At 46.9% G+C, this 26,832-nt stretch carries 28 protein-coding genes and 1 tRNA gene; 17 read left to right on the plus strand and 12 right to left on the minus strand.

Annotated features, from left to right (window positions below; all coding sequences use genetic code 11):
- Nucleotide 1 precedes the first annotated feature (1 nt).
- The 3 genes from IPG41_06680 to IPG41_06690 all read left to right on the plus strand — a co-directional run bounded on the left by IPG41_06680 (nt 2) and on the right by IPG41_06690 (nt 4,469).
- Nucleotides 2-2,098 (plus strand): hypothetical protein, encoded by a 2,097-nt coding sequence (locus tag IPG41_06680; protein QQR54835.1) that lies wholly within the window; start codon nt 2-4, stop codon nt 2,096-2,098.
- 96 nt (nt 2,099-2,194) lie between these two features.
- A complete protein-coding gene (locus IPG41_06685) occupies nt 2,195-3,286 on the plus strand; it encodes a hypothetical protein (GenBank protein ID QQR54836.1) in 1,092 nt (363 codons plus the stop codon).
- A 19-nt stretch (nt 3,287-3,305) separates the two neighbouring features.
- Nucleotides 3,306-4,469, plus strand: a complete 1,164-nt coding sequence (locus IPG41_06690; protein ID QQR54837.1) for an S-layer homology domain-containing protein — start codon at nt 3,306-3,308, stop codon at nt 4,467-4,469.
- A 27-nt stretch (nt 4,470-4,496) separates the two neighbouring features.
- Here IPG41_06690 and IPG41_06695 read toward each other — a convergent pair whose 3' ends face one another.
- Nucleotides 4,497-5,621, minus strand: coding sequence for a replication-associated recombination protein A (locus IPG41_06695; protein ID QQR54838.1), 1,125 nt, complete (start codon nt 5,619-5,621; stop codon nt 4,497-4,499).
- Nucleotides 5,622-5,649: 28 nt separating this feature from the next.
- Nucleotides 5,650-5,919, minus strand: a complete 270-nt coding sequence (locus IPG41_06700) for a helix-turn-helix domain-containing protein (protein ID QQR54839.1) — start codon at nt 5,917-5,919, stop codon at nt 5,650-5,652.
- A 226-nt stretch (nt 5,920-6,145) separates the two neighbouring features.
- On the opposite strand from IPG41_06700, the gene IPG41_06705 reads away from it, so the two are divergent.
- From IPG41_06705 to IPG41_06720, 4 genes are all read left to right on the plus strand, one after another.
- A complete protein-coding gene (locus IPG41_06705) occupies nt 6,146-6,586 on the plus strand; it encodes a hypothetical protein (protein QQR54840.1) in 441 nt (146 codons plus the stop codon).
- On the plus strand, nt 6,549-7,508 hold the full coding sequence (locus tag IPG41_06710) for an N-formylglutamate amidohydrolase (protein ID QQR54841.1): 960 nt from the start codon (nt 6,549-6,551) through the stop codon (nt 7,506-7,508). Before IPG41_06705 ends, IPG41_06710 begins: the two co-directional genes overlap by 38 nt.
- 92 nt (nt 7,509-7,600) lie before the next feature.
- Nucleotides 7,601-8,389, plus strand: coding sequence for a thymidylate synthase (locus tag IPG41_06715; protein ID QQR54842.1), 789 nt, complete (start codon nt 7,601-7,603; stop codon nt 8,387-8,389).
- Nucleotides 8,386-8,946, plus strand: coding sequence for a dihydrofolate reductase (locus IPG41_06720; protein QQR54843.1), 561 nt, complete (start codon nt 8,386-8,388; stop codon nt 8,944-8,946). The genes IPG41_06715 and IPG41_06720 overlap by 4 nt, the downstream gene beginning before the upstream one ends.
- On the opposite strand, the gene xth is transcribed toward IPG41_06720, so the two are convergent.
- Nucleotides 8,899-9,696: an exodeoxyribonuclease III gene (xth, locus tag IPG41_06725; GenBank protein QQR54844.1), complete on the minus strand. Its 798-nt coding sequence runs from the start codon at nt 9,694-9,696 to the stop codon at nt 8,899-8,901. The two genes, IPG41_06720 and xth, sit on opposite strands and share 48 nt — an antisense overlap.
- Before the next feature lie 61 nt (nt 9,697-9,757).
- On the opposite strand from xth, the gene IPG41_06730 reads away from it, so the two are divergent.
- Nucleotides 9,758-10,450, plus strand: coding sequence for a VIT1/CCC1 transporter family protein (locus IPG41_06730; GenBank protein ID QQR54845.1), 693 nt, complete (start codon nt 9,758-9,760; stop codon nt 10,448-10,450).
- A 62-nt stretch (nt 10,451-10,512) separates the two neighbouring features.
- Here IPG41_06730 and IPG41_06735 read toward each other — a convergent pair whose 3' ends face one another.
- A complete protein-coding gene (locus IPG41_06735; GenBank protein QQR54846.1) occupies nt 10,513-10,740 on the minus strand; it encodes a hypothetical protein in 228 nt (75 codons plus the stop codon).
- A 122-nt stretch (nt 10,741-10,862) separates the two neighbouring features.
- On the opposite strand from IPG41_06735, the gene IPG41_06740 reads away from it, so the two are divergent.
- Nucleotides 10,863-10,937: transfer RNA gene (locus tag IPG41_06740), tRNA-Phe, on the plus strand.
- Nucleotides 10,938-10,958: 21 nt separating this feature from the next.
- Nucleotides 10,959-11,441, plus strand: coding sequence for a prolyl-tRNA synthetase associated domain-containing protein (locus tag IPG41_06745; GenBank protein QQR54847.1), 483 nt, complete (start codon nt 10,959-10,961; stop codon nt 11,439-11,441).
- Here the strand turns inward: IPG41_06745 and IPG41_06750 are convergent.
- On the minus strand, nt 11,438-12,148 hold the full coding sequence (locus IPG41_06750; GenBank protein QQR54848.1) for an FAD-dependent oxidoreductase: 711 nt from the start codon (nt 12,146-12,148) through the stop codon (nt 11,438-11,440). The genes IPG41_06745 and IPG41_06750 overlap by 4 nt on opposite strands.
- Nucleotides 12,149-12,150: 2 nt before the next feature.
- Nucleotides 12,151-12,606 carry a mechanosensitive ion channel gene (locus IPG41_06755; protein ID QQR54849.1) on the minus strand — a complete coding sequence of 152 codons (456 nt, stop codon included), beginning with the start codon at nt 12,604-12,606 and terminating at the stop codon, nt 12,151-12,153.
- Here IPG41_06755 and IPG41_06760 point away from each other — a divergent pair.
- Entirely contained in the window at nt 12,605-12,943 is a 339-nt protein-coding gene (locus IPG41_06760; GenBank protein ID QQR54850.1) for a hypothetical protein, read from the plus strand. The two genes, IPG41_06755 and IPG41_06760, sit on opposite strands and share 2 nt — an antisense overlap.
- Here IPG41_06760 and IPG41_06765 read toward each other — a convergent pair.
- Nucleotides 12,938-14,266: a hypothetical protein gene (locus tag IPG41_06765; protein QQR54851.1), complete on the minus strand. Its 1,329-nt coding sequence runs from the start codon at nt 14,264-14,266 to the stop codon at nt 12,938-12,940. The genes IPG41_06760 and IPG41_06765 overlap by 6 nt on opposite strands.
- Before the next feature lie 104 nt (nt 14,267-14,370).
- Here IPG41_06765 and ychF point away from each other — a divergent pair, with 104 nt between their 5' ends.
- Entirely contained in the window at nt 14,371-15,465 is a 1,095-nt protein-coding gene (ychF, locus tag IPG41_06770; protein ID QQR54852.1) for a redox-regulated ATPase YchF, read from the plus strand.
- 17 nt (nt 15,466-15,482) lie between these two features.
- Nucleotides 15,483-16,145, plus strand: coding sequence for a hypothetical protein (locus IPG41_06775; protein ID QQR54853.1), 663 nt, complete (start codon nt 15,483-15,485; stop codon nt 16,143-16,145).
- Here IPG41_06775 and IPG41_06780 read toward each other — a convergent pair.
- Nucleotides 16,075-18,042, minus strand: coding sequence for a bifunctional (p)ppGpp synthetase/guanosine-3',5'-bis(diphosphate) 3'-pyrophosphohydrolase (locus tag IPG41_06780; protein ID QQR54854.1), 1,968 nt, complete (start codon nt 18,040-18,042; stop codon nt 16,075-16,077). The genes IPG41_06775 and IPG41_06780 overlap by 71 nt on opposite strands.
- A gap of 60 nt (nt 18,043-18,102) precedes the next feature.
- Here IPG41_06780 and mnmA point away from each other — a divergent pair, with 60 nt between their 5' ends.
- The 3 genes from mnmA to IPG41_06795 all read left to right on the plus strand — a co-directional run bounded on the left by mnmA (nt 18,103) and on the right by IPG41_06795 (nt 20,728).
- Nucleotides 18,103-19,203 (plus strand): tRNA 2-thiouridine(34) synthase MnmA, encoded by a 1,101-nt coding sequence (gene mnmA / locus IPG41_06785; protein ID QQR54855.1) that lies wholly within the window; start codon nt 18,103-18,105, stop codon nt 19,201-19,203.
- A 9-nt stretch (nt 19,204-19,212) separates the two neighbouring features.
- The gene (locus IPG41_06790; protein QQR54856.1) at nt 19,213-19,773 is read left to right on the plus strand and encodes a hypothetical protein; all 561 of its coding nucleotides are present in this window, start codon (nt 19,213-19,215) and stop codon (nt 19,771-19,773) included.
- 67 nt (nt 19,774-19,840) lie between these two features.
- Nucleotides 19,841-20,728 (plus strand): class D sortase, encoded by an 888-nt coding sequence (locus tag IPG41_06795; GenBank protein ID QQR54857.1) that lies wholly within the window; start codon nt 19,841-19,843, stop codon nt 20,726-20,728.
- On the opposite strand, the gene IPG41_06800 is transcribed toward IPG41_06795, so the two are convergent.
- Nucleotides 20,725-21,066, minus strand: coding sequence for a hypothetical protein (locus tag IPG41_06800; GenBank protein QQR54858.1), 342 nt, complete (start codon nt 21,064-21,066; stop codon nt 20,725-20,727). The genes IPG41_06795 and IPG41_06800 overlap by 4 nt on opposite strands.
- A gap of 182 nt (nt 21,067-21,248) precedes the next feature.
- Between IPG41_06800 and ligA the strand changes: the two genes are divergently transcribed.
- Entirely contained in the window at nt 21,249-23,288 is a 2,040-nt protein-coding gene (gene ligA, locus IPG41_06805; GenBank protein ID QQR54859.1) for an NAD-dependent DNA ligase LigA, read from the plus strand.
- Nucleotides 23,289-23,296: 8 nt separating this feature from the next.
- On the opposite strand, the gene IPG41_06810 is transcribed toward ligA, so the two are convergent.
- Genes IPG41_06810 through IPG41_06820 form a run of 3 tightly spaced genes read right to left on the minus strand, consistent with a single transcriptional unit; the run spans nt 23,297 to nt 26,828 of the window.
- Nucleotides 23,297-24,340 carry a hypothetical protein gene (locus IPG41_06810; GenBank protein QQR54860.1) on the minus strand — a complete coding sequence of 348 codons (1,044 nt, stop codon included), beginning with the start codon at nt 24,338-24,340 and terminating at the stop codon, nt 23,297-23,299.
- Nucleotides 24,337-25,719, minus strand: coding sequence for a DNA polymerase III subunit gamma/tau (gene dnaX / locus IPG41_06815; GenBank protein ID QQR54861.1), 1,383 nt, complete (start codon nt 25,717-25,719; stop codon nt 24,337-24,339). The genes IPG41_06810 and dnaX overlap by 4 nt, the downstream gene beginning before the upstream one ends.
- Complete coding sequence (locus IPG41_06820; GenBank protein ID QQR54862.1) at nt 25,716-26,828, minus strand: glycosyltransferase; 1,113 nt, start codon at nt 26,826-26,828, stop codon at nt 25,716-25,718. The genes dnaX and IPG41_06820 overlap by 4 nt, the downstream gene beginning before the upstream one ends.
- Nucleotides 26,829-26,832 lie beyond the last annotated feature (4 nt).

Here is a 26,832-nt window from a genome sequence, read left to right on the forward strand (position 1 = left end):
AATGTCCCTCACTTATCAAATTCTTGCGTTAAATGCCTTTCTGAATGGTTTGACAGGCATAATAGCTATGTTTTTGGTGCATAAACAAAACCCAAAAAGTCCCATCAATCGTACCTTATCAGTTTTTTATTTTTTTGGAGCAATATGGGCCTTGGGATTTTTCTTCCCTTTCACTCAAGACAGCAGAACGCTCACCCTCTTTTCCTTTCAAATATTGCATGTGGGAGCCCTGTTTTTAACAGTATCTCACCTGCATTTCATTTGTGCTTTTTTAAACATTTATCACGAAAAAAGAACCTTAATCATTTCAGGTTATGTGTTCAACCTGTTGATCTTGCCTTTTGTTTTCACCCCTCTCTTCATTGAAGACGTCGTCCCTAAAGGCCAGCTTGTCTATTATCCTGATCCGGGAATCCTTTATCACATTTGGTTGACGGGTTGGACATTTTTGATCGTCCATTCACTGTATTTGTCCATAACCCACTACGGAAAAACCACGGGCATTAAAAAGCTTCAACTCTATTACATCATCATCGCCGATATTTTGGCCTTCAGTTTCGGGTCCACAAGCTTTTTATTGGCTTATAATATCAATTTTCCCCCTTATCTCACTTTCATTTCATCCATCCATACGGTCATATTGGCCTATATTGTTCTTCGCTACCGCTTTCTAGACTTCAAAGTGACTTTTTCCAATTGGGGAAAGAGTGTGGTGGCTTACTTTTTTGCCACCCTTATCGCGATTTTTGTTTTAATGCTGGGGGAGGGATTGCCCCTGGGCCTCCACGTATTTCTTATTTCCACCCTCTATCTCTTCAGTTACCTAAGGATTCGATCCTATTTTGACAGCTCTCATTTTTATAAAATATTTCAGCTCACCAACACCGTTCATCTTAAAAACGTAGTGAACAATTTTATTGCTCAAAACCACTTTTATGAAAATTTAGGACAACTGCAAAGCGACCTGAGGAAAATATTTCGCAATCAATTCCAAATCGCTTCCGTAAAAGTCGTGCTCCTAAGTTCCAAAACAGAAGAATATCCCCATCTTGAAAAACATTTCAACAAGTACAAAGGCTTTTTGGTCACTAAAGAAGTCCTTTTTCGAAGTGAAACTCAAAAACACACACCGCCTTTTTACGAAGAACTGCTTTCTTTGGGGGAACTGTGTTTTCCTCTCTATAAAAGCAATCGAAATTTGATTGGATTCTTGACCTTTGGGAAAAAGCCTTTCGATGAAGTGTATACCGAAACGGAGCTGCAAATCCTACAAGGCGCCGCGCATTACATCAGTTTATTGCTCTCAGCCATTTTATACAACGTGCACTTGCAAAGTGAAATCAAGGTGAAAACACAAAAATTGCTGGAGCAAAACAAAGAGATTAAAAAGCTCTACGAGCTCGAAAAAGAAACCAGCGCGGTTCTGAGTCATGAACTGAAAACGCCCATCGTCATCTTAAGCAACACCCATTGGTCTCTCGTCAAATACCTGGAGGGACACCAGGCTCAACTGGGCCCGGCTTTGTCTTCCTTGCAAAAGTTTTCTAAAGAGATGAAAGAGGCCATACAGCGCATGAACACCATGGCCAATTCCATCTTTCACTTGCGCGAGGTGGAGTATCAATTGTCTTTGGACTTGCAAAAACTGGACTGGCCCACTCAATTGGATCAACTTTTGCATCACATCGAAAACTTGGCTTCCAAGAAAAACCTGAAATTCTCTGCTCATTTTGACCTTAAAAAAGGCACTTTTTACGCCGCCTCGGCTCAATTTGAACAGGTGCTCACCATTTTGCTCGACAACGCGGTAAAATACACCCCCCAGGGTTCTATAAAACTCAGTGTGTCCCAAAAGGAAAAAACCCTACTCGCCGAAGTCACCGACACAGGCCCGGGCATCGCTCCACAAATACGCAAAAACCTTTTTAAACGCTTTTTCCGTGGGCCTCACGGTCGTCAAGTGGAGGGCTTGGGCATCGGTCTTTACATGGCCAAAAAAATCATGGATCAGATTGGAGGGAGCATTTCCGTTCAAGAAAATCCAAAAAAACAAGGGGTCACTTTCCGCCTGGAATTGCCCATCCACACAAGGTTTTGACAAACGGTCAAAAAATATCTTAGTTTTTTTTGTCATTAATTTGTCACGCATCAATTTTCTTTTTGTTATACCTTTTGCACGACATTTAATCACAGTATGAACTACAACGTATTTGCGTCCAACCCCACACTTTCCCCCCAAGAAATTGCTTTGCGAGAATTGGTGGATCACTTGCTCATCGTTTTGAGTGGAAAAGAGCAGTACATCATTAAAAACCGTTTTGCCCTGGGGGAAGAAACGAAAAGAAAAACCCTGAACGAAATTGGAAAACATTTTGGCATCACCCGAGAACGCGTGAGGCAAATCGAAAAAACGGCTTTGCGCAAATTGGAACGTAACGCGCAAAACACCAATCTAAAAACCCTCACCGAGTTCACAAAAGCTCTGCTTGTTAAAGAAGGAGGAGTGGCTCGCGACAGCGACTTTAAAAACCTGCTTTTACAATTTTTGCCCAACATCAGTGAAGAAGAACTTCAAGATTTGCATTTGACTCTCAGTCTCGATTCCGAAATTTGCTTTGAATCCAATACTTTTCATTTTCATCCTTATTGGAGGATCAAAAACATCGAAAATGCTTTTTTGATGAAAATCACCTCCATGACACTGGCCTTGCTGGATAAAAGCAAAAAATCCATCCCTTTGAATGAATTGCAGCAGAGTCTCAACAGTGCCCTGCAACTCTCTTTGAGCGGTGCCGTGATCCGCAATTTCTTGTCCATTTCCAAAGCCTTTAAGTTCACCGACAACAACGAAGTGGGCCTTTACAGTTGGCGTCACATTCATCCACGCACTTTGCGAGATAAAATTTTCTTTGTTTTGAACAAGGAAAAAAGAGCTCCTCATTTTGACAAAATCAGCGATCTGATTAAAAAAGCCGAATTCGATGAGAAACAGGTCAACACTCAAGCCGTACACAATGAATTGATCCGCAACGAAAACTTTATTTCGATTGGACGAGGCATTTATGCCCTTAAAACTTGGGGCTATAAAACAGGCACGGTGGCCGATGTGATCACTGAAATTCTCAGCGATGGCATTCCTCGCAGTTGTGAAGAAATCACGAAAGAAGTGATGAAACAACGTCATGTCAAAGCCATCACCATTCGCTTGAACCTTAAAAACAAAGCTCGCTTCGCTCGCGTAGGAAGAGACAAATACGCCCTGCTGGGGGAAGCTCAAGCTCTATAAACTTTATCACACGCCAACCATGTCCACACGCCTTAAAACGATGGCAAGCTTGCTTGTCCTCTCTATCTTTCTTCAGTTTTTTTCCATGCCTTTGGCTTCTGCAGAAGGAAATCTCCTCACCAATCCCGGAGCCGAAACAGGAGATTTTACAGGATGGACTCGCGTGAATGGAGGGGATGGCTGGGCTTTGACCTCTGCACCTTGGTACGTCCATGGGGGTACGTATGCCTTCGTGGCCTCTTATGCCTTTGGGACACTGACTCAAGTGGTGGACTTAGTGGGCGAAGGCTACTCACGCTCTTTTTTAGACCGAGAGCCTCAAGTGGATTTCAGCACTTTCATCATGGGTCTGGACAGTTTTTCGAGCCCAGAAGACCCTTATTCGGTGACCGTGCTTCTTTTGAATGAAGAAGAAGAGGAAATTGCCAGCTTCGAAACAGGAGATCAAACGGCAACAGGGGAATGGCAAGAAATCAGCCACTCTTTCACGAATTATGGCAACGGATTGCGTTACGTTTCAGTGGAATTGCGCGGCAGCGATCAAGAATTTTGGGCAGGAAACTATGGAGCTATTTTTGATGACACGTCACTCTCCATCGTAGGGAACCCCCATTCAGGCAGCATTCCCTTTCCGGTAACGATTTTTGTACCCGAAGAATCCTCTGAAGAATCGCTCAAAGAGTCGCCTTTTGAAGATGTGACCGAAACAGATCACAAGACCGCGATTGAGTACCTCTACGAAGCAGACATCGTCAATGGTTATGAAAAAGAAAATGGAGGCAAAGAATTCAAACCAGATCAATCCATCAATCGTGCCGAATTCTTAAAGATGGTCATGGCTCTGACCGAAGAAGAAACAGAAGAACAGCACAATTGTTTCACCGATGTTCAGGATCAATGGTTTGCGCCTTATGTCTGCACCGCCCACAAAAAGGGCATAATCACCGGCTATGGAGATGGAAGCTTTAAACCGGAGCAGCCCATCACTTTTGAGGAAATGTTCACCCTCGCTCTCAGAGCTTATGGCTACACTCTCAAATCCGATGCCAATGAGGCATGGTACAAAGCTTATTGGGACAAAGTGGTCAGCCTCAATTTGCTCGAAGAACTCAAACCCATGCTTCATAAAGAGGCCAATCGAGGGGAAGCCGCTCAATTGCTCTACAACATGGAAGTCCCTTGAAGGGTTTTCATTCTCCAATAAGACGTATCAAAAATACTTTTTGTTACGAAGTTTCTCTGGCATTAAATCTTCTTTGGTGTACAAATCATAACCCTTACCATAACCTTCTTCTTTCATGAATTTTGTGGGAGCATTTCGTAGCATCAAAGGCACCGGCAGCGCACCAAAAACCTTCACATCTGAAAGAGCCGCTTCAATGGCGTCGTAAGCACGGCGATCCTTTTTGGCTTGGGCCAGGTAGACCACTCCATGCGCTAAATGGATGCGCGCCTCGGGCATGCCAATCGTCTCCACGGCTTTAAAGACTTCATTCGCCACCACGAGCGCTGTTGGCAAAGCCATACCGACGTCTTCACTAGCAAAAATCACCATACGTCGCGCGATGAATTTGGGGTCTTCACCCGCATCGATCATCCGCGCCAAATAATAAAGGGCTGCATCCGGCTGACTCGCCCGCATGCTTTTGATAAAAGCACTGATCACATTGTAGTGTTCCTCGCCTTTTTTATCGTAACGCAAAAATTTGGATTGGACGGTTTCTTTCAAGGCTTCAATATCTACTTTTCCATAAAGTCGTTCGGCATTTTCGAGCACGGTGATGGCTTGTCGGGCATCCCCATCTGCCATGCGGATCATCCATTCGCGAGCCTCTTGGTCGAGCGCAATTTTTGTTCGATCTAAAATCTCACCCATCTCTTCCTCAGTGAGCGACTGCAAGGTGAACACACGACAGCGCGACAGCAGCGCCGGAATCACTTCAAAACTGGGATTTTCTGTGGTCGCACCAATCAGGTGCAGCTCGCCGCGCTCCACATAAGGCAGCAAAAAGTCTTGCTGGGCTTTGTTGAAGCGGTGAATCTCGTCCAAAAAAAGAATTTTCGGGCGGCCCCAGTTGGGCTCTTCTAAAATCGCTCTCACATCTGCTTTACCTGCCGAAACGGCAGAAAGTTCATAGAGTTGCCCCTCTAATGCAGACGCATACAGTCTCGCCAAACTCGTTTTTCCAACCCCCGGCGGACCCCATAAAATGAACGAGAAAAGATGCTTGTCCTCAATGGCCTTTCGCAGGGGTTTGCCAGGTCCAACAAGATGGCTTTGCCCAACGTATTCAGTGAGCGATTGAGGCCGTAAGCGGGAAGCGAGAGGTTCCATAAAGGAGCTAAGGGAGCCAATTGTAGCATCATTCGAGGGTGGCCGCCAAAGCCCCTTTCCCCGTGTGGAGCAGGAGGGAGCCACGGCTGACTTTGGAAATACTCACCTTTAGTTTTTTTGCAATCTCTCGCTGAGTTTCTCCATCGAGTAGATGCTTGATGATGGCGATGCGTTCATCCAAATCTTTAAGCTCCGCAGGGGTGAGTAGGTCTTGGAGGATCGCTTCAAGTTCTTGCTGGTCATCTGCTAAATAAAGAATAGCAGCAATGTTCTTGAGCCGAAAGGAAGTTTTCTTCATGGTCTTGACTTTTAGATTCTGATGTAATATTGTACCGATACATCATAACATCTATGATACAAAACAACAATCCAAAATTCGTACTTAAAAATGGTCAAGGCTGGAGCCAAACTCTGACACAATTTCAGAGGGCTTGGCGCGTGCGCCACAATTAAAAACTTCAAACTTTTAAACACCTAAACCCTCTGAGAAGAGGTTTTTTTATTTCTTTACAAACTCATTATTTATGAACACCCTAGAATACATTGATCAAACCATTCTACGACCAATGTCGCAACAATTGGAGTTTGATCGCAAAAAACAAATAGAAACTCAGTTCGACACTCCTGAGGCTTTAACGTCTGAATTCAAGGCCATCTTATTGGCTATCCTTGCCCGTAGGAAAAAAGAAAACCTACGTGCAGGGCTGATTTTAACGGTTTCCCATCCTGCGATGTCCGCAGAGGAGCAAATTCCTTATTTGGTGGAACACTCTGAAGTCCCAGCCGTCACCATACGCCGCAGTACCCTAGAAGATCGGCAACATATGTACTCTCTGAGACAATTGTTCCCCAGCTTGCTGGATGCCCACAACGCCATCGGATCCAGTTTTCAACATCGATCTCAACCTAACACTTATTCACCTAAATATGGAAAAAACAATTCATTACAACTCAGGCTCCTCTAAACTCTTCCTTGAAATGCCTCACAGTGGCCGCTTAGGAATTCAAGATAAGGAAGGCGTTCCAGACCTTCTGAAGACAAGGTTGAACGCAACAGAAGCCGTGAGAGCTTCCCTCGTCTTTGGCTGCGACATCGCCGTCCCCACAATGACACAATTCGATGCCAGACGCATAGAGGCCCACCATACCACTTTATCCAACGATCTTTCCAGAATTTACACCGATCCCAATCGGGATAAGAACACCGATTGCTCGGGCCGGATTCGTGAAGGTTTCGACAGAGATGCCTTTCCAAATGGAGTGATCTGGACTCGTACGGTTCCTCGCGGACTGAACTTTGAACTCAGCCCTGAAGAAGTTGCAGAGCAGGCCCGTGCTCAATTTGAAGACATTTTTAATGCTCCATTGAGTTCAGATGAATTCGACGCGCTGATGCGAGAAGTCTATGACCCATATCACGCTCACATTCGTGAAACTCATGAAGCCATTCGAGGTCAACATGGGGAAGTGATACATCTCTCCCTTCACACTTTCCCTCCGGTGCTCGGAACCGTCGTGGACGGAGGCTACTCTCTAGGTAAACCCGCTCGTCCCGGGCTCTACGACGTGCAGGCCGGCACCTTTCCAGACTTGCTCATCATTCACAATGACTTTAAAGCAGCGAGTCGAGAAAAAGTGGAAGTGGTTCGCCGCCATTTTAAAAGGGCAGGACTGATCGTTCAGGACGGCTTCGGACCTTTCTTAGGAAGCAACGGAGTGACAGGCCTCTATGGAAACCCCGAGCAAGGAGTGAATGTTATCGGAATCGAGCATATTCCTCACAGGATTGAAACCGGCCGTCATCTCGGCTCCATGTCTTTTGATGAAGACGAAGCCAAAAAACATCAAGCCATGTACAGCGCTTTATTTGAAGAATTATCTCTTTAGACATCCTTATTCATTCAATTTAAGGTCAGGCAAGGCAGAGCAATTGCAACGACGCTTGGCTCTCACGTATACTCGCAGCACTTAAGTGTCTTATGCAACAATACCTCTCTCTTGTCCGTGAAGTGCTCGAAAAGGGCGAAAAAAAGGAAGACCGAACCGGAACGGGGACCCTCTCGATCTTCGGGATGCAACGCAAATACGATCTTCGGGAGGGTTTTCCTCTTTTAACCACCAAAAAAGTGCTCTTTGACGCGGTGCTCTGGGAACTTCTATGGTTCCTGCGCGGCTCCACCAATATCAACGATGACCTCACTCAGCACACGCCCATCTGGAACGCTTGGGCCGACGAAAACGGTGAACTGGGGCCAGTTTACGGCAAGCAATGGCGCGACTGGGAAGCGACCGACGGACGCCATATCGACCAGATCAAAAATGTGATCGAGCAGATCAAAACGAATCCGAACAGCCGCCGCCTCATCGTCAACGCCTGGAACGTGGGAGACATCGATAAAATGGCCCTGCCGCCCTGCCACATGTTCTTCCAATTTTACGTAGTGAATGGACGTCTAGACTGCCAACTCTACCAACGCAGCGCTGACATCGCCCTCGGTGTGCCTTTCAACATCGCCTCCTATGCCACTCTTCTCATGATGGTGGCCCAAGAATGTGACCTTGAGCCCGGCATCTTCACCCACACCATGGGGGATGCGCATATTTATCTGAACCACGTGGAAGGTCTTGAAGAGCAACTCACGCGCAAGCCCAAGAAATTACCCATGCTCGAAATCGCCAAAAAACCCTTCTGGGATTTAAAATTTGAAGACTTCAAACTGGTGGGCTACGAACACGATCCGTTCATTAAATTCAAAGTCGCTGTATGAAATTCTCAATCATCTCAGCCCTCGACAAAAACCGTGGCATCGGAAAAAACAATAGCTTGCCCTGGCACCTGCCCGCCGATTTAAAGCACTTCAAAGAAACCACGATAGGTGGGACCGTGATCATGGGCCGCAAAACCTGGGAATCCATTCCCGAAAAGTACCGACCTTTCAAAGAGCGCCTCAACATTGTGATCAGTCGTGGGGAACTCGTCCTTCCTGAGGGAGTATTACTGGCTCATTCTCTGGACGAAGCCTTAGAATTGGCCGAAGCTCATGTTCAAAAAGAAGATGGCCACAAGCGCAAAGCCTTCATCATCGGAGGGGCCACTCTCTATACAGAAGCCATCCAGCACTCCGCTTGCGAAGAACTCCTCCTTACAGAACTGGAAGGCAGCTTCGACTGCGATGCATTTTTCCCTGAAATCAGCAGTGAATGGAGAATCGAAGAAGACGGCGACCTCCAAGAAGAGAATGGAATTCAGTTCACTTTCAAAACCTACAAAAAAGATTCACTCTTTAAGCTCGCCAATCTCCAGCCCAATCGGGCAATGATCTGAGCCCGGCACTTCCGATAAAATCCAGGCGCGTTTCACGTAAGGGAGGAGGTCTTGGGTCACGAAAAAATAATCGATCCGCCAGCCCACATTCCGCACCCGAGCCGCCGTGCGATAGCTCCACCAAGTGTAGGCATCAAAGACATCGGGATTGAAGTGTCTAAACGTGTCCACATAACCGGCCGCCACAAACTTGTCGAGCCACGCGCGTTCCACCGGCAAAAACCCGGTCACCCCCACATTTTCTTGAGGGCGAGCCAGATCAATTTCGGTGTGGGCCGTATTGAAATCGCCACAAATCACCAAGTTTTTCCCCTCCTTGCGGAGGCGCTGTAAAAAGTCCAAAAGTTCATCGTAATAGTCGAGTTTATAGGTGATGCGATGATCCCCTTGCCCTCCATTGGGGAGGTACAAATTCACCACGGTCACGGTGCCCCCCGGCAGTTCAGGGCAGGGAAGCTCAGTGAGCAGCAGCCGGCCCTCGCCATCGTGCCGTCCGTTGCGCAGTTCCTTTTCCACATGAAGCGCTTTGATCTTCGAAAAAGTCGCCACCCCACTGTAGCCCGCGCGTTCGGCAGACACCCACTGGCTATAATAATCGAGAGGATTGATCATTTCCTGTGTGAGCTGATGAGACTGAATTTTGGTTTCTTGAATGCACAGTACATCCGCATTTTCTCGTTCCATGAAGTCGAAAAACCCTTTATTCGCAATGGCTCGAATGCCATTCACATTGTAACAAATCAGTTTCATGCGCTGTGCTAGCGTTTAAGAAGAAGCAGGAGTATTCTAAGCCCAATTCCCGCGTTAAGCCATGAAAAAACCATCCTACAACTGGCTCCCCGACTTCGTCTACGGAGGCATTGATGGAGCCGTGACCACTTTCGCCGTGGTTGCAGGAGTGGTGGGGGCCGAGCTCTCCACGCCCATCATTCTTATTTTAGGAATAGCCAACCTGGTCGCCGATGGCTTTTCCATGGCCGTGAGCAAATTTTCCAGCGACAAAGCAGAATTGGAGCGCATCGGACATATTCGTGCGAATGAAGAGAAATCCATCATCAAAAAACCTGCAGAAGAAAAGGGGGAGGTGCGCAGCATCCTCAAAAAATTCGGCTTCAAAGGCCGAGATTTGGATCGAGCTCAACACATCATCACTAAAGACCCTAAAGTGTGGGTTGAACTCATGCTCACTCACGAATTCAACGTGATTGAAGAGAACATCAACCCTTTAAAAGGAGCTACATTCACTTTTCTAGCCTTCATCTTGATTGGTTCTATCCCCCTTATGGGCTATCTGTTGCAGCTCTTTATAGATCTGAACCCGTCCAATATCTTCAGAGTCACCTGTTTCACCACTCTTTTTGCACTGTTTTTGGTAGGAACCATTAAAGCACGTTTTTCTAGCCGCCCCTGGGCGATCACTGGTTTAGAAACGGCTTTCATAGGAGGAGCGGCTGCGGGCATTTCATACCTCATTGGGGACGTGCTCGGAAAAACTTTACAATAGAAGTTCTTTAGCAAGAAAAGACCCAGGATCACCTGGGCCTCTTTTTTGAAACCAAATAAGAACTACTTCATCTGAGCAAGCGCCTTGGTACCTCCCTTCTTCACAGGTTTAGCAATGTGCATAGCCACCTTGCGAATCACAGGGCAATATTTCTTGCGCTTCATATCCTTGAGTTTGTCACGTTGAGCCCATCCAGAACCCCCAATATGGTTGCCATGAGAGGCACCTTCAGGTATTTCAGTGGGTCCTTGACAGATCCAGACGTACGAAACAGATTTTCCTTTTGCCATAAATAAATCAAAAGCGGGAGGAGTATAGAACGCTTCAACGGGTTACGCAAGAGCATTTTTAGAGGCGGCCGCCCCCAAAGTCCCCTTGCCTTCCGAGGAAAAAACACTAAACTGACACTCGTGCCGCGGTAGCTCAGTGGTAGAGCAGGGGATTGAAAATCCCCGTGTCGGTGGTTCAATTCCGCCTCGCGGCACCACTCGGTTTTTTACCGACTCCCATGTCAAAACTCTACGCACTCCTAGACGAACTCCAAATATCTTACGAGAAGTTTGAACACCCTCCGGTTTTCACCATTGAGGAGTGCGAGATTTTAAAAAGTCTGAAAATGCCAGGCATCGAAGCAAAAAGCCTCTTCTTAAGGAATGACAAAGGCAGTGAACACTATTTAGTGGTACTTGCCGGTCACAAGCGCCTCAACCTTAAAGAATTGGGTCTGAGCTTAGGCACAAAATTCTCTTTTGCTTCCCCCGATCGCCTGCTCAAATACTTGGGGGTGACGCCCGGTTCCGTCAGCCCTTTTGCCCTGATGAACGACATGGAAAAAACAGTCAAAGTCTGTCTAGACACAGAAGTTTTCGCTGAAGAAAAAGTGCAATTTCATCCTCTCGTCAACACGGCAACTCTCGTTTTAAATGCCAAAGACTTGCTCCGTTTCATTGAGGCGACGGGGCATTCTTACCAATTGATGGATCTAGCTTAAAGCGCCGTAAATTGTTCCCAATGCAGATCTTCCTTGGGCACACCCTTCTCTTGCATGGAGGTTTTGACTCCCTTCACCATATCTCCGTTTCCACAGATGTAGACTTGCACTTTGTCATAGGCAAGCTCGTTCAAAAATTCAGTGACGCGACCTTTGAGACCGGTCCAAGTTTCACTGGGCTGAGAAAGCGATACATGGGCCTTAAAATGGGAGTGCGCCGCTTCCCACGCTCGCAATTCATCCACATAAAATAGATCTGCTTCGTGCCGCACTCCAAAATAGAGGTCGATTTTGCCAGAAAAACCTTTTTCAAACAGATCAGGGAGCATGCTCATGAACGGAGCTAAACCTGTTCCCGTAGCCACCATAACAATGTCTTTAGCACTGGTAAAACCCGCATCATTCACAAAAAAATGCCCAAAAGGAGCCATGAAACTGGCACTTTCGCCCGGTTTCAAACCCCTCAGAAGCGCAGATCCTCGTCCATCGGGTAATAATTTTACGCACAGCGAAAAAAAGTCTTTATTACTGGGGCTACTGGCGACTGAATAGGCACGGCTGACCTTTCCTTGGGCATCTTCCACTTGAAGCATAAAAAACTGACCGGACTTGAATTCAACAGCGATGTCTGTCCAAGAGAAGTCATACTGAACCACATCCTGAGTCAACGGAAGAGCACGTAAAAGAGCAGCTTGGAATTTTTGCATAGTTAACGAGATAAATTTTCAATGGGTAAAGAAGCCACAGTCTTGTTAGGAATCACCACCATAGCCTTTTCTTTACTGCGAAGCCGAACACTGCGCAGGCCCATAGAGAGCACTTCACCTGTATACTTATCACAACTAATAGTGTCGCCAACACGGAAAGGTTTATCGGCAAGAATGGAAAAATAAGCAAAGGCATTGCTCAGGGTTTCTTGTGCCGCTAAAGCCACAGCCACACCTCCAATACCCAGCCCGGTAAGTAGAGAAGAAACGTTAAAGCCAAGGTTGCTTAGAACAAAGACCAGTCCAAGCGCCAAAACAGCAAAGCGGGAAATTTTATAATAAGAAGCGCCATACCGTTGAACTGTTCGGAGCCCAAGCAAGGTGAGCAGTAAGATGATCAGGACACGAAGGCTGAGCTCTCCATAATCAAGTATGAAACCATTCAGTAGATTTTCCATGGCTTTTACTTTAGCATTGCACTCAGTGGATTCAAAGCGCGTTCTTAAACTTCAGCCCGAAACTTTTTTACTCCTGGTAAAGCAGCTTCGCCATTTTGAAAAAGACGCCGAAATTTTTGAAATCAATTTAGATAAAATGAAAGTAAAAGGCGATTTAAAAGTGATCAAAAACACCTTCAAAAACAAAGAATTCATCGGAGTCTCAAGCTCACTCAATTTGCTTAAAGCCGCCACCATCGCAGGCTGGGATACGCTTAAAGTCCCTGAAGGAATGGAGGTGGATGCTGAATTCACCAGTTTGGTGAAAAATAGAGGGACAAAAATTCTTCCATCATAGGATTCTCTCTCCAAGAAAGTCCTGAGCCCAATCCACTGCTACGCCACGCCCATAAAAGTTCACATGTGCGTCATTGCTGGGACCATTGCGAACAAAGCTTTGAAGCACGGGATCCAAGCCAGGCAAAGCTCGCAGAGAAGCATCCAAATGGACAAAGTCGTTTTGACGGGCCAACTGACCCGTTCCTATGTGGCCACAGTTGCTGGGGCCATTGAAGCCAAAATTGAAATAACGGCGATTGGCGACAGACCCGTTCACATGCAAGTCTCCAACAAGAAGAGCTACCGTAGGCCGTTCAGCCAAGATTTGCAAAATCTCTGCTTTTGCAGTGGTGGGCAAGCGATGAAGGGCAAAGTTAGCAGTCACAACAAGAGGGCGATCTATGGGAGTATTACCAACGACACTTTGAACTCCATCCACCATATCAGCAAAAATGAAACTAGAGTTCCCATCCAGCTCAGCATGTCCCCCTGCAAGGCTAAAAAGCTCTTTTTGATCCCTTAAAAGTGCCCCATGAAACGCTTGAGTTCCTTCAATTCCAACCAATTGCATATTTGGACGGACTTCCAGGTCCTGAATGCCTTTGAGTCCAGCAGCAATCGTGGCACCCGTTCCACTCCCCAAATCGATCCAGGTAAAACCTTCATGGCCAAATTGTCCAGCAAAATCTTTCACCCCAGATCCGAGCACAAAGTTGGAAGCCCTCAAGTGAGCCATACCCGTGCCTTCTTGTCGAATCATATCCTCTAAACTACGAGAATCCTCAAGCATTCCAGTTCCAGTGGTCATGGTCTCATGAGTCCATCCAGCATAATTGGCATTGGCCACGAAACGCTGACCTTGAGGATGCCTGCCACGCAAAGCATTAAACCCCTGATTGGCACGTAGAACTTGATCCAAAGCCACATCCTCACTCATCTCAAGAGATTTATCCACAAACTCAGAAGCACTGAATTGTTCAGCAAGAATCGCTCGGCGAGTCGAATTCAACTTTCCATCCTGAACTGCTCTTTTATAGGGATACTCTCTATCGGTCGCCACACAATTCCAAAGCATCACATCCATCGCTTCCGCAGCACCAGATACATCTAAGTTTAGAACATCAGGCAAACCATTTTGAATCGCCAAAGTGGCTCGTCTCATCATTTCGGCCGCAACCCCATTTGCCTGGCCTTTTCTATCAGCAAAAGGTCCATACAGAGTGCCCTCTGCTGAAGCAGCTCGAGCATTCGTTTCAATCTCTTTACGTACAACGGAATTGGGAATATGGGGCAGCACGGCGTCCAAGTAAGCTTGAACCTGATCAGGGGCACGATCTTCCATAAATCTAAAAAAGATAAGACAGAACCATATCACAAAATAAAAAAACATCAAATTTGCACTTTTCTTTCTAACTCTTTAGAGTGGGCCCAATTTCACTTGCGAAAATGAATCTTCAAATCGCCATCGTCGGACTGCCCAATGTGGGGAAATCAACTCTGTTCAACGCGCTCACTAAGAGTCAGGCCGCCCAAGCCGCTAACTACCCCTTCTGCACCATCGATCCCAACGTCGGCGTGGTGGAAGTACCCGACGAACGACTCAAAGAACTCACGCGCATTTGCAATCCGCAAAAAGTCATCCCAGCCATTGTTGAGTTTGTGGACGTGGCCGGTCTCGTCAAAGGGGCCAGCCAAGGGGAGGGGCTGGGGAACCAATTCCTATCCCACATTCGCGAATGTCACGCCGTGGCCCAAGTGGTGCGTCACTTCAAAGAAAAAGACATCACCCATGTGCATGACTCAGTAGACCCCAAACGTGACCGGGAAATCATTGAATCGGAACTGATTTTGGCAGACCTTCAAACCTTAGAAAAACGCATGATTAAATCGGCTGGAGACGCTCGCAGTGGAGCCAAAGAAAAAGTGATTTACCACGCCCTGCTCGAACGTCTCAAACCGGAACTCGAAGCCGGGAAATGGCTGTCCACTTTGGAATGGACCGATGAAGAAAAAGAACTGCTCCGAGACCTCCACCTCATCACCATGAAACCTCTGATGGTCATCGTGAACGTGAGTGAAAATGAAGTGGCCAGCATCAATGAATCCGTCCTTCGCAGCGAATTGGCCATTCCTACAAACACACCCTTGATCCCTATTTCGGCCAAGGTCGAAGCGGATCTCATCGCTTTTTCCGAAGAAGAAGCACAGGCCTACCTCACTGAACTTGGGCTCAAAGAAACAGGGTTGCATCGCGTCATTCGTGAAGCCTACGATGTGCTCGGTCTTCAAACCTACTTCACCGCCGGTGAAAAAGAAGTTCGTGCTTGGACGGTACGCAAAGGGGCCAAAGCTCCAGAAGCCGCCGGCGTGATTCACACGGACTTTGAAAAAGGATTCATCAAGGCCGAAGTCATCTCTTGCAAGGATTACATTGAATGCGAAGGAGAAACCAAGGCCCGCGAAAAAGGCGTGCTGCGAATGGAAGGAAAAGAGTACCTTGTGAAAGACGGCGACGTGATGCATTTCCGCTTTGCCAACTAGTTCCCTAGCCCCACGCCATGCGAATCATTCCCAATTTATTTTTACAAAAAGGGCACGCAGTTTCGTTGTACAAAGGCACCGAAAATCTTGAAAAAAAAGTCTACCCCAGGGCGCCAAAAAACTATGCTCAGTGGTTTCAGAACCAAGGAGCCAAAACGCTTTTTGTAGTCGATTTAGATGGTGACCAAAAAGACCATGCCACTGAATTGCGTGCAGCCTTCAAGGGAGAACTCTGGTGGGCCGGGCACGTACGTGACCTCGCCACCCTCGACCTGCTTTTTCAAAAAGGCATCAACCGAGTCGTGCTCGGGCAAAATGCTGAACCCATTTTTGTCGAAGCTTTAGCCAAATATGGCCCCAGCAAACTGCTCGCCGGAATTCAAGCCTTTCATTACGACGATGTGCCCACTCTCTGCGAGCGACTCAAAGGCCTCGGCTTTAGCGATCTCGTAGTGAAGGATATGAATGCGGAAGGCACGCTCTTTCATCCCAATTTTGACCTCATGGAAAAGGCCAAATATTTTTCCAGCGCAAATATTTTTGCTTCGGGTGGAGTGGCGCAAACGAACGACATCCATTTACTTGCTCAAGCGGGAGTCAGCGGCGTCATCATTGGTCGTGCATTTTATGAGAATGAATTGAATGTGGAGACTCTAGTGCAGAATTTCGAAGGCGCATGATTTTCAAAACACCCGGCACTTTTCTAAATTCTTTCAATAGGCGTTCAAACTGAGACAAGGTTTCAATTTCTAAAATGAGTTGAATGTTCACCACCTGGTCGCGTTTGCCAGCTCCTGCCGAAATGCTTTGGATATTCACATTCAATCGCACCAAAACACTGGTCAAATCCTTGAGGAGACCGACACGATTTTGACCCTGCACTTCTAAATGAACAAGATGCAAATTGTCCTGGGGAAGGCCCATGAGTTCATCTTCCGTCAACAGCACTCGCCACAAGTCTCGCATGTCCAAAGTGCCTTGCCCCAAATCGTTTAAAAGTTCTTCCCAAGAACTCTTTGAAAAATGTTCAATGGCCATGACTTTTTGAAGATCGGTCAGGCTCTCCACTCCATCGGCGCCCAAAACTTTAAGCTCATGATCCAAAGCTTCTTCACCCGCCTGAACACTGTCGGTACGATTTTTTTCTTTTAAAAATTCACGAATACGCGTTTTTGCCAGGGAAGTGTGCACAAGGTTCAGCCACTCCACTTCTGGCCCCTCGGACTCTTCGGAAGTATCAATCAAAACCGTGTCTCCACTACCGAGCGGAGTACTCAGCGGAGCATTTTTCCCATTCACCAAAGCACCCACCGCAAGCATGCCCAAGTCGCTGTGAATATGATAAGCAAAATCGATCACCGTCGAACCCACCGGCAAATCCACCACGTCGCCTTTCGGTGTGAATACAAAAATGCGGTCTTCAAAAATATCCAACTTTAAATCTTCCATGAATTTTTGATTGTTCGTAGTGCTGCGCTGAAGATCTAAAATGCGTTGCACCCACTGATATTTTTTATCGGTCTTGGTGGAGACTTTTTTCTTTTTATTGCTGTAAAAATAATGAGCGGCCACGCCATATTCATTTTCCAAGTGCATATCATAGGTTCGAATTTGAAATTCCGTAAGCACGCCATCTACGCCAAAAACCGTGGTGTGAATGCTTTGATAACCATTGTTTTTAGGGATGGCAATGTAGTCCTTCAGACGTCCAATTTTAGGGCGAAAATCTTGATGAATCACACCCAGCACTTGGTAACAAAGGCCTACGTCTTTCACAATAATACGCACACCGATGAGGTCATAAATGTCTCGAAAACTTTTCCCTGAACGCAGCATTTTTCGATAAATGCTATAAATATTTTTTTCACGTCCTTCAATGGCTACAATTTCGATGTGTTTTTCTTTGAATATTTTTTTGACGGATTGAATGGTCTTTTTTAAAACATTTTGTCGCTTATAATTGGAGGCGTTCACCATTTCCAAGATATTGGCATATTCCACAGGATGCAGGGCTTTAAAACACCAATCCTCCAGTTGATTTTTCAGTTCCCAAATGCCGAACAAATTCGCGATGGGCACAAAAATTTCAATGGTTTCTTTCGCAATACGTTGTCTTTTTTCAGGGTTTGAAATGGCTTCCAAAGTCATCATGTTGTGCAAACGGTCGGCCAATTTAATCAAAATGATGCGAGGGTCTTGCGCGTTGTGAATGAAGAGTTTTTTAAGCGACTCAACTTGCCGGGATTCCATGTCGTTGCGATAGTGCACCTTAGACAATTTGGTAATGCCGTCCACCAAAAATTGAACCTTGCTTCCAAAGCGTTCACCCACATCTTCAATGCTGTACTCGGTGTCTTCCGGAACATCATGCAGTAGACAGGCGATGAGCGTGTCTTCATCCACATGCAACTTGGTCAAAATCATAGCCGCACTCCAGGGGTGAGTGATGTAAGGGGAGCCATCTCGTCTTTCCTGACTGCCATGGGCCATTTTTGCAAACTCAAAAGCCTTCTTCAGACGTTTTTCATTCAAATCGGGAAGATAACTCTTGGCTGCATTGACAAGGCGTTCCATCATGCAAATTGACTAATTGTATTCTCCATCTTATAGTCGAGAGGTGCTTGGAATCAATTCAAAATGAAATCAAAAGTTAAAGTGTTGGTGGGCATGTCCGGTGGTGTGGACTCTTCAGTGGTGGCAGCTCTGCTCAAAGAGCAAGGCTACGACTGTGTTGGCGTCTACATGAATTTATGGGCGGACCCCACGGTCTTTGATCTGGAGGACAAAAAAAAATTTCCTCAAAACAAATGCTGCTCCATCGGTTCACTCATGGCGGCACGCTCCATTTGTCAGCGCCTGGACATCCCTTTTTACTCCATCAACTTTGAAGACGTTTTTAAAGAAAACGTAGTGGACTTTTTTTTAGAGGGTTTTCGTGAAGGTGAAACACCCAACCCTTGCGTGCGTTGCAATAAAACCGTGAAATTCGGTGTGCTCTTTAAAAAAATGGAGGAATTGGGCTGTGATTTTTTAGCCACCGGCCATTACGCCAAGCTCATCTCCAAAAAAGAGCTCATGGAACTGCACCGTGGGAAAGATCAAGCCAAAGATCAAACATATTTTCTCTACAATCTTTCTCAAGAGCGACTGAAGAAAATCCTTTTCCCTTTAGGGGATTACGACAAACCTGCCGTTAAAAAACTGGCGACAAAATTCGGGCTCAAAGAACTCAAAAACAAGCGAGAAAGTCAGGGAGTGTGTTTTTACCCTGAAAAAACCTATTTTGAATTTTTAAAGCGTTACTTAAAACCAGGAGAAGATTTTAAAGAGGGCGACATTGAAGATATCAGCGGGCAGAAAATCGGCACTCACACAGGGCTGCCTTTTTACACCGTAGGGCAGCGCAAAGGCATCGGCGTGGGAGGAGGGGCCGCGCTCTACGTTCAAAAAGCAGATTCCATTCGCAATGTGCTCATTGTGGGTTCTCAGGAAGATCTTCTAGTGGAATCTGTGTCCTTGCGTGAGGCCAATTTTTTAGCAGGCACGCCTCCCGACCTCACTGAAGAACTGCAAGCCAAAATCCGCAGTCAAGGCAGCCTCACCCCCTGCCATGTCCTTCAAAAAGGGAAAAATTTTCAAGTCCAATTCAAGGAACCTCAGCGAGCCATCATGGCTGGCCAATCACTCGTACTTTACCGGGGCACGGAACTCGTTGGAGGGGGAATCATGATGGTATAGAATAGCAGCATGGGAATTGAAAGGATCTTGTCCGGTGATGCCATAGCGGCCGCTTCTATTATGGCTCCCGCCATTATTCGCAAGAATCCAAAATACCGCAAAAAAATCAAGGAACGACTCGCGACATTAAAACGTCCAAGTCCAAAATCGGTTGAGCTAGAAAAGCTGGGATGGGCTTACCATCTGTCGAATCTTTTTCTCATCAGTGGATTCGTTGCAGGTGGAATTCTAATGGCGCGAGCTTTGGGCGACGAACCTTCTGTAGTGAGCATCATCAATCTTTTTATTCGATTGTTCATGCTACCGTTTGCGATTGAACTGCTTCTTTTGATGCTCTACGAGCTCGTGCCCACTTATAAAAACTATCATTGCGCACAAGAGTTGGAACGCCTGCTTTACATGGCTGGAGAAATAAATTTGGAGCCGAATTCAGAAAGATTTTTCACGCGCCTCAAAGAGATCTCCAGTAAATACGATCTAGATAAACAGGCCAGACGAGAAAAAAAGACCTACCTACTCTGTCTGCTATTTCTCGCTAGCCTTACAGTTATTGTGGGTTTATTCCGTTGAAATCCAAGCTCTTATCATCTGGTAAAATTCCCTTTTTTCTGCTATAATTGAGGGATAAAACAGAGCCATGAATTCCCTTCAATCGAAAATACAACAGTGGGCCCACCAAGTGGACAGAAAAGGGCTTAAAGCCGAAGAAGCCGATCATCTGCGTTTGGATCTTTTGGCTCACGAAAAAGTGCAGTGGAATGCACAGTTCCCCACTCACCGTTCTTCCTTTGAAAATTTAAGGCGCTTTGCCACAACAGCACTGGCACTTTTTTTATTGTTCTTCACGCTGACCAACGCACCGGCCTACGGGAAAATGGCTCTGGCCAGCCTTCAAGAAAACTGGCAAAATCATCAAAATTCTCAGCCACTGACCCCGCTCACCGTTCTAGAAAACGACCCCTGGACAGGAGCAAAACACCAATCGGAAGCCTTACTCGCCACAGAGCCTCGGCTCCTAGCCCCTCAAGCGGACTACGAGCTCCCGCCCTTGGCTGCACCCGTTTCTTACGAAAACCGCATCCAAATCCCAACTTTGGACATCAATGCCCCCATTGTGGAACCGAGTCTGGGCCTTTCCGCCCTTCAAAATAAGGATTGGGCAGCACTTGAAGAGCAAATCCACAGCGCTTTGACTCAAGGCGTAGTACATTTTCCGGGCACCGCAGAGCCCGGCCAGCAAGGGAACGCTTTTTTGACCGGACACAGCTCCAACGTGCTCTGGGAACAAAGCGCTTATAACACGGTCTTTGCTCTTTTACCCAAAATAAAAATCGGCGATGAAATTTGGGTGACTTACAATCAAACCGAGTACCGTTACACCGTAACTGAACGCAAAGAAGTCAGCCCCAAAGACGTCAGTGTATTGAAACAAGGGGAAGGGAAAACCCTCACTTTGGTCACCTGCACTCCGGTAGGAACCACCTTGCGTCGCCTCGTGGTGACGGCTGTTTTGAATGAGAATTAAACCGCAGGAGCAGGGGGCGGAGCAGCATTGGGCTCATCCAATTGTTTGAGCAAAGCCTCTTGGGCAGCTGCTTCAGAAACCTCTTCTTTAGCCTCAGCTTTTTCAAGTCCCTCACGGTCTTGCTTACGTTGAAAATCGCTCCATTCATCCAGGTGCTTTTGATTGAGCTTCGTCAGATCCGACTGATATTGATCGTCGAGCTTAGCCAATTGAGCCGCCTCTTCCACTAAAATACTCTTGAGACGCGTCACTTGATCCTCCGTCATGATCGGCAAAATCTGAAACCAGTATTCGCGCTCCTCATCTGTCATGGACTCCGTTTTTTTGATCATTTCCACAAGCTCTGGATATTTTTCCAGAACAACAGGAGGAATAGTGAATTGTTTTCCAGAGCCGGAAGCCGCAGGAGGGTTCCCGAGCCATTGGCGGGAGGAGGCGTGGTAGAATCCATAAGCGAACTATACGCGTGAAGAATGAATAAATCTACAAATTATATCAAAAATAAGCTAAATTGAAAAGGATGAATAAAGCAGAAGCAAAACAGCGCATCCACCAGCTCCAAAAAGAAATTTTGCAAAGGAACCATGAATATTTTGTTTTGGACGAATCTCATGTTTCAGAAGCCGTGCGAGACGCTCTTAAAAAAGAACTCATTGCGCTGGAAACGGAATTCCCCGAATTCATCACCCCCGATTCCCCGACTCAACGGGTGGGCACTGCGCTTTCCGGGCGCTTTCCCAAAGTCAAACATAAGAGCCGCAAGTGGAGCCTAGCAGACGCCTTTTCAGTAGAAGATTTAAAAGAGTGGGAAGAACGAGTCGAAAAAGGAGTGGGCGAAGTCCTCGGAGAGGACAAAACACCCCTCATCACAGAATTGAAACTCGATGGACTCAACATCACGCTGTGGTACGAAAAAGGAGTACTGGTGAAAGCACTCACGCGCGGAAACGGAGAAGAAGGGGAGGAAGTGACTCATTCCATCCGCACCATCAAAAATCTACCGCTGCGCCTTTTTGAGGAAATCGATCTTGAAGTTTCGGGCGAAGTCATCCTTCCAAAAGCAGGCTTTGAACCGCTGCGAGCAGAAGGTTTTGCCAATGCTCGAAATGCCGCCGCAGGCACGGTGCGTCAACTCGACCCTAAAGTTGCCGCTAGTCGCGATTTACAAATGTATTGTTACGAATTGGGCTCCAGCACGGCAGCGGTGCCCGAAACCCAAGAGGGCATTTTGCAGTGGTTTCAAAAACTCGGTTTACCAGTGAACAAGGGCTACGAAGTGCACGATTCTGCCGAAGCCAGTCTTGCCTATTTGGAAAAATGGCAAAAGCAGCGAGACCAATTGCCTTATGAAATCGATGGAGTGGTCTTCAAAGTCAACGAAAAAAAGAAACAAGAATTCTTAGGATGGACCGCCAAAAGTCCTCGCTTTGCCATTGCTTATAAATTTCCGGCGGCCCAAACCACAACCGTGGTGGAAGGCATCACGGTTCAAATAGGTCGCACCGGAGCGGCCACGCCGGTGGCTGAACTCCGTCCTGTTTTTGTGGCGGGCTCCACCGTTTCACGCGCAACTCTTCACAATGAAGATGAAATTCAGCGCAAAGACGTGCGAATAGGGGACACCGTGATCATTCAAAAAGCCGGGGATGTGATTCCAGAAGTGGTGGAGGTGCTGCACAATTTACGTCCTTCGCAGAGCCAGGCTTTTGCTTTTCCAAAGAATTGTCCACTGTGTGAAACCGAACTCATTCGCCCCGAAGGCGAAGCCGTACGCCGTTGCCCCAACACAGATTGTCCGGGCCGCAAACGAGAAGCCTTCATCCATTTTGTGTCCAAACACGCCCTCGACATCGACACCCTCGGAGAAAAAGTGGTGGATGCTTTGCTCGAATTCGGATTCATCCATGACCTTGCCGATTTCTTCACTCTCACCGAAGCGCAGTTGCTGGAATTGCCTCTCTTTAAAGAAAAAAAAGCGCAAAACATCCTCACGGCATTGGAGGAAAAACGTCGCATTGAATTGCCCCGCTTTCTCTATGGACTCGGCATTCGTTTCGTAGGCGAGCAGGTGGCTAAAGACCTCAGTGAATGGCTTCGAAATAAACACGCAGAGGAAAATCCAGAAGGAGGAAAAGCAGAATTTTCACCGACACAGTTGAAAGAATGGTTACAGTCGCTCAGCCAAGCCGATTTGGAAGATGTTCAGGGTTTTGGAGAGCGCATTGCAAACAGCATTGTGGAATGGATGGCTCAGCCGCGCCACTCAGACTTGCTCGACAAACTCACTACGGTGGGACTCCATCTCACTTGGCCGGAGGAAGGAGGGCGTGTAGAAGGAATTGCGGGCAAAACTTTTGTGATCACCGGCACGCTGACTCGTCCACGTGAAGAAATCAAATTACAAATTGAAAAAGCTGGCGGACACGTGAGCAGTGCCGTCAGTTCCAAAACCGATTTTCTACTTGCGGGCGAGGAGGCCGGCAGCAAACTTGAAAAAGCCAAAAACTTGGGCGTGGCTATTTTAAGCGAGGAAGAATGGGAAGCTCGGATGAAGCTTTAAAAGCCAGCTCATAAAACCTGTCGAACCGCTTTCATCAAACGGAAAGACCCCACAAAAACCACAAAAGGAACTTCTTTCAAAAGTTCAGGGATGGAAGCGGAAGACAAATCCGGGGGCTGAAGGCCCGCGCGTTCATCGTGCAGTTCAATCCAATGACTTCGCTGCCTAGGAAAAAGTCGCCACAAATCTGGATTTTTATCCTTCAAAAAGTGGATGCCGAAGTGAGGCTCTGGCAACTTTTCACGACGCGTAAAATCCTGCACTTGCTCCAGCACAAATTGCACGCTGTCGTAAGTGTGGGCACCGTCTAAAATCACGACCTGAGACCCTCGCTTCGCCACTTCAAATCGTCCGGGCAAAAGCAAGTGAGCCAGTTTTTCTTCAATGACACTGTCCATCGAGTAACCCAAAAAATCGGCGGCGGAAGCAGCAAGCCCCACACTCTCAGGATGATGATTGCCCAGCTCAAAAGCAGGAGCAATCTGCACCTCGTAACCGCTGTGTTCAATCTCGGCAAAAACTTCAGGAACTTGTTGAACACCGGTCATCAGTGGCACACCTTTTCGGCAAATACCCAGTTTTTGACGAGTGATTTCACCGAGCGTGTCCCCCAATTGTTCCTGATGTTCCAATTCCACATGGGTCAAAATGCTCAAGGCTTTTTGCGTCGCGACATTGGTCGCATCGTGGAGTCCTCCCAGCCCACACTCCACCACCAAAAGTTCACAATTTTGCTCTTTAAAATATTCATAAGCCGCCAAAGTTTGCACTTCAAAAACGCTGAGTAGAGGCCCTATTTCTACAATTTTTTCTTTGAGCCGCTCGAAATCTTCCGATGAAATGTTCACGCCATTCACCGCAACCATTTCACATTCGTCCTCAATGAACGGGGAGGTGAAAAGTCCAACTCTCTCACCATGAAGTTCAATGATTTTAGCGAGCAGAGTGGCCACGGTTCCTTTGCCTTTGGAGCCGGCAATATGCACCATGGGAATGGAGAGGCCGCCCAACTTTTCAAAGGCGGCTCGAACATTTTCTAAAGTGTAATTCATGCACTGGAAGACAGAGGTTCTTCTACCGTTTCCCAACCCAGAGGATCATCGAGCATTTTATCAAGTTCCAAAAAAAGTTTCACTTCATGTCCCAAAACGGCCTTAAACGCATTTTCAATGGTGACTAAACTTTGAGGCTCTCGACTTTTATTCAAATGAAATTCTGAAGTGAAGCCAAAGGTCAAAGATTGTTCCTCCATTTTTTTCAATTTTCCCGTTTGAAAAGAGACGCGCAAAGCTGGATTGCTGAGCATGGCATAAACTTTAGGCAACTGCTGGATCAAAGCTTCTCGATGCAAAAACATTTCACCCTTCGGAGCTTCCGCCGTGACCGGGCGGGGGCCTTCCTCTTTTTGTGCCTCGGGATGATGAGTCGCGCGCACCACAGCAATTTCTAAAGGCAAAGTGGCAATGCTGGCTCGTTTCAATTTGATCCAGGCGTCGTCAAACAGTTGAATCCATTCCAAAAGCTTTGGCAACACCGCTGTCTTTTTTTGCTCCACAGCCTCATGCAATTTCTTTCGCAGCAGTCCTAAAAATGCCACAGTAAAGGCCTGCAAATCCATACCTTCTTTATACAAATTTTCAATGAGTAGCAAAGCTTTTGAAGCATCGCAACTGCCTAAAGCGCCATACAGCTCTTCGCAGTATTGATGACCGACCAGCCCCAAGCGCTCTTGCACCAAAGCGAGCGTCACAGGTTCGTTAGACAGTTGTTCAAATAAAGAGAGCGCATCACGCATGCCTCCATCGGCAACTTTTGCAATGCATTCCAAAGCGCTCCGCTCCGCGTCGCGCCCTTCTTCTTTTGCCACAGCTTCCAAATGCGACACAATATCGCGTTCAGAAATGCGCTTGAAATCATAACGTTGGCAGCGCGACAAAATCGTCTCGGGTATTTTATGAATTTCTGTCGTCGCTAAAATAAAATAGACGTGCGGAGGAGGTTCTTCCAAGCTTTTTAAAAGAGCATTGAAGGCTTCCTTGGTGAGCATGTGCACCTCATCAATGATATAAACTTTAGACTTGGCCCGAGTGGGAGCAAAACGGATTTTTTCACGTAGGTCACGAATTTCATCGATTCCACGATTGCTGGCAGCATCCACTTCCACTAAATCCACCAACTCATTGCGGGCATTCAGCTGGCAAATCTCGCATGTGCCACAAGGTTCTCCGCTGGCCAGACGACTTTCACATTGAATGGCTTTGGCCACGAGCCGCGCGGTCGAAGTTTTGCCTGTACCACGAGGACCCGAAAACAAATAGGCATGAGAAAGGCGACCCTGCTTAAGGGCTTCCAACAAAGTGACTCGAATAGGGGTTTGCCCCACAAGGTCTTCAAAACGTTGAGGTCGATATTTACGATAAAGAGCAGTCATGCCTCCAGCTTAGCATGTTCAATCATGGATTTCATGGCTTTTTTAAAGGCTTTTTCTGAAAACTGCTGCGCGTGTTTAGCAATCTTTTCGGCATCAAACTCTTTTTCATGGATCAGCAATTGAGTGAGCCCCGCTTCCATGCTCTCTACGCTGAGTTCATTAAAAAATTCACCCGTCACGCCTTCGATCATGGTTTCAGTCAATCCTCCTTTTCGATAAGCCAGAACAGGTTTGCCACAGGCCATGGCCTCCACCGGTGCAATGCCAAAATCCTCTTCCCCAGGGAAAATAAAGGCTCGACAATTTTCAAAATATTCTTTGGTCACGTCATCCGATTTATAGCCCAAAAAGTCGATATTGTTCGCCGCCATGCTTTGCAGCCGCTTCGCATCCGGCCCCTGCCCAATGATCACGAGCCGCTTCCCAATTCGGTTGAAAAGTTCCACAGCCAGATCAATGCGCTTGTATTTTGTGAGCTGAGACACGATTAAAAAATAGCCCTCATTTTTTTTATGCGGACGGAAACGTTCCGTGTCCACGGGCGGATGAATCACTAGCGAATCTTCACGATAATATTTGCGAATGCGATCTTGCACGGTCTTGGAATTGGCCAGTTTAAGGTCCACTCGCTTTGCCGCCAAATAGTCCCACATGCGAACCTCATGCAAAAGGCCACTGACCACACTTTCTCCAATCATGCCCAGTTGCTGTTCTTTGAGGTATTGATGGGTGTAATCCCAGGCATAGCGCATGGGGGAGTGATAATAGCAAATATGTCGAGTTTCCAAATTGGTCACCACGCCATGAGCATAAGCACTGGAGCTGGAAACCACCACGTCGTAATCGCTGAAATCCAAACGCTCCATTGCGCCCGGCATCAGCGGAAACAAGAGTTTGTGCATGCCTGGCAAAAAACGAGGAAATTTTTGCAAATATGAAGTTTTCACTCGTTCGCGAGGGAACAAATGCCCCATTTTTTTCTCATCGTAAAGCAAGGTGTAAACGGGCGCCTCGGGGTAAAGCTCCATCAATACTTTGAGCACACGTTCGGCACCTCCAGGCCGTAGTAAAAAATCATGGACGAACGCGACTTTGGGCAGATGAGACATGGGC

The sequence above is a fragment of the Candidatus Peregrinibacteria bacterium genome, from assembly GCA_016699145.1.
Taxonomy (GTDB): domain Bacteria; phylum Patescibacteriota; class Gracilibacteria; order UBA1369; family 2-02-FULL-48-14.

Bases quoted from the DNA above. Each gene is read 5' to 3' on its own strand.
- xth (QQR54844.1), bottom strand. From the start codon at position 9,696: ATGAAACTGATTTGTTACAATGTGAATGGCATTCGAGCCATTGCGAAT.
- IPG41_06820 (QQR54862.1), bottom strand. From the start codon at position 26,828: ATGTCTCATCTGCCCAAAGTCGCGTTCGTCCATGATTTTTTACTACGG.
- IPG41_06735 (QQR54846.1), bottom strand. From the start codon at position 10,740: ATGGCAAAAGGAAAATCTGTTTCGTACGTCTGGATCTGTCAAGGACCC.
- IPG41_06750 (QQR54848.1), bottom strand. From the start codon at position 12,148: ATGCAAAAATTCCAAGCTGCTCTTTTACGTGCTCTTCCGTTGACTCAG.
- ychF (QQR54852.1), top strand. From the start codon at position 14,371: ATGAATCTTCAAATCGCCATCGTCGGACTGCCCAATGTGGGGAAATCA.
- IPG41_06755 (QQR54849.1), bottom strand. From the start codon at position 12,606: ATGGAAAATCTACTGAATGGTTTCATACTTGATTATGGAGAGCTCAGC.
- IPG41_06710 (QQR54841.1), top strand. From the start codon at position 6,549: ATGGAAAAAACAATTCATTACAACTCAGGCTCCTCTAAACTCTTCCTT.
- IPG41_06695 (QQR54838.1), bottom strand. From the start codon at position 5,621: ATGGAACCTCTCGCTTCCCGCTTACGGCCTCAATCGCTCACTGAATAC.
- IPG41_06730 (QQR54845.1), top strand. From the start codon at position 9,758: ATGAAAAAACCATCCTACAACTGGCTCCCCGACTTCGTCTACGGAGGC.
- IPG41_06765 (QQR54851.1), bottom strand. From the start codon at position 14,266: ATGGAAGATCGTGCCCCTGATCAGGTTCAAGCTTACTTGGACGCCGTG.
- IPG41_06780 (QQR54854.1), bottom strand. From the start codon at position 18,042: ATGATGGAACGCCTTGTCAATGCAGCCAAGAGTTATCTTCCCGATTTG.
- IPG41_06810 (QQR54860.1), bottom strand. From the start codon at position 24,340: ATGAATTACACTTTAGAAAATGTTCGAGCCGCCTTTGAAAAGTTGGGC.
- IPG41_06790 (QQR54856.1), top strand. From the start codon at position 19,213: ATGGGAATTGAAAGGATCTTGTCCGGTGATGCCATAGCGGCCGCTTCT.
- IPG41_06685 (QQR54836.1), top strand. From the start codon at position 2,195: ATGAACTACAACGTATTTGCGTCCAACCCCACACTTTCCCCCCAAGAA.
- IPG41_06715 (QQR54842.1), top strand. From the start codon at position 7,601: ATGCAACAATACCTCTCTCTTGTCCGTGAAGTGCTCGAAAAGGGCGAA.
- IPG41_06745 (QQR54847.1), top strand. From the start codon at position 10,959: ATGTCAAAACTCTACGCACTCCTAGACGAACTCCAAATATCTTACGAG.
- IPG41_06760 (QQR54850.1), top strand. From the start codon at position 12,605: ATGGCTTTTACTTTAGCATTGCACTCAGTGGATTCAAAGCGCGTTCTT.
- IPG41_06775 (QQR54853.1), top strand. From the start codon at position 15,483: ATGCGAATCATTCCCAATTTATTTTTACAAAAAGGGCACGCAGTTTCG.
- IPG41_06700 (QQR54839.1), bottom strand. From the start codon at position 5,919: ATGAAGAAAACTTCCTTTCGGCTCAAGAACATTGCTGCTATTCTTTAT.
- IPG41_06720 (QQR54843.1), top strand. From the start codon at position 8,386: ATGAAATTCTCAATCATCTCAGCCCTCGACAAAAACCGTGGCATCGGA.
- dnaX (QQR54861.1), bottom strand. From the start codon at position 25,719: ATGACTGCTCTTTATCGTAAATATCGACCTCAACGTTTTGAAGACCTT.
- IPG41_06680 (QQR54835.1), top strand. From the start codon at position 2: ATGTCCCTCACTTATCAAATTCTTGCGTTAAATGCCTTTCTGAATGGT.
- mnmA (QQR54855.1), top strand. From the start codon at position 18,103: ATGAAATCAAAAGTTAAAGTGTTGGTGGGCATGTCCGGTGGTGTGGAC.
- IPG41_06705 (QQR54840.1), top strand. From the start codon at position 6,146: ATGAACACCCTAGAATACATTGATCAAACCATTCTACGACCAATGTCG.
- IPG41_06690 (QQR54837.1), top strand. From the start codon at position 3,306: ATGTCCACACGCCTTAAAACGATGGCAAGCTTGCTTGTCCTCTCTATC.
- IPG41_06795 (QQR54857.1), top strand. From the start codon at position 19,841: ATGAATTCCCTTCAATCGAAAATACAACAGTGGGCCCACCAAGTGGAC.
- ligA (QQR54859.1), top strand. From the start codon at position 21,249: ATGAATAAAGCAGAAGCAAAACAGCGCATCCACCAGCTCCAAAAAGAA.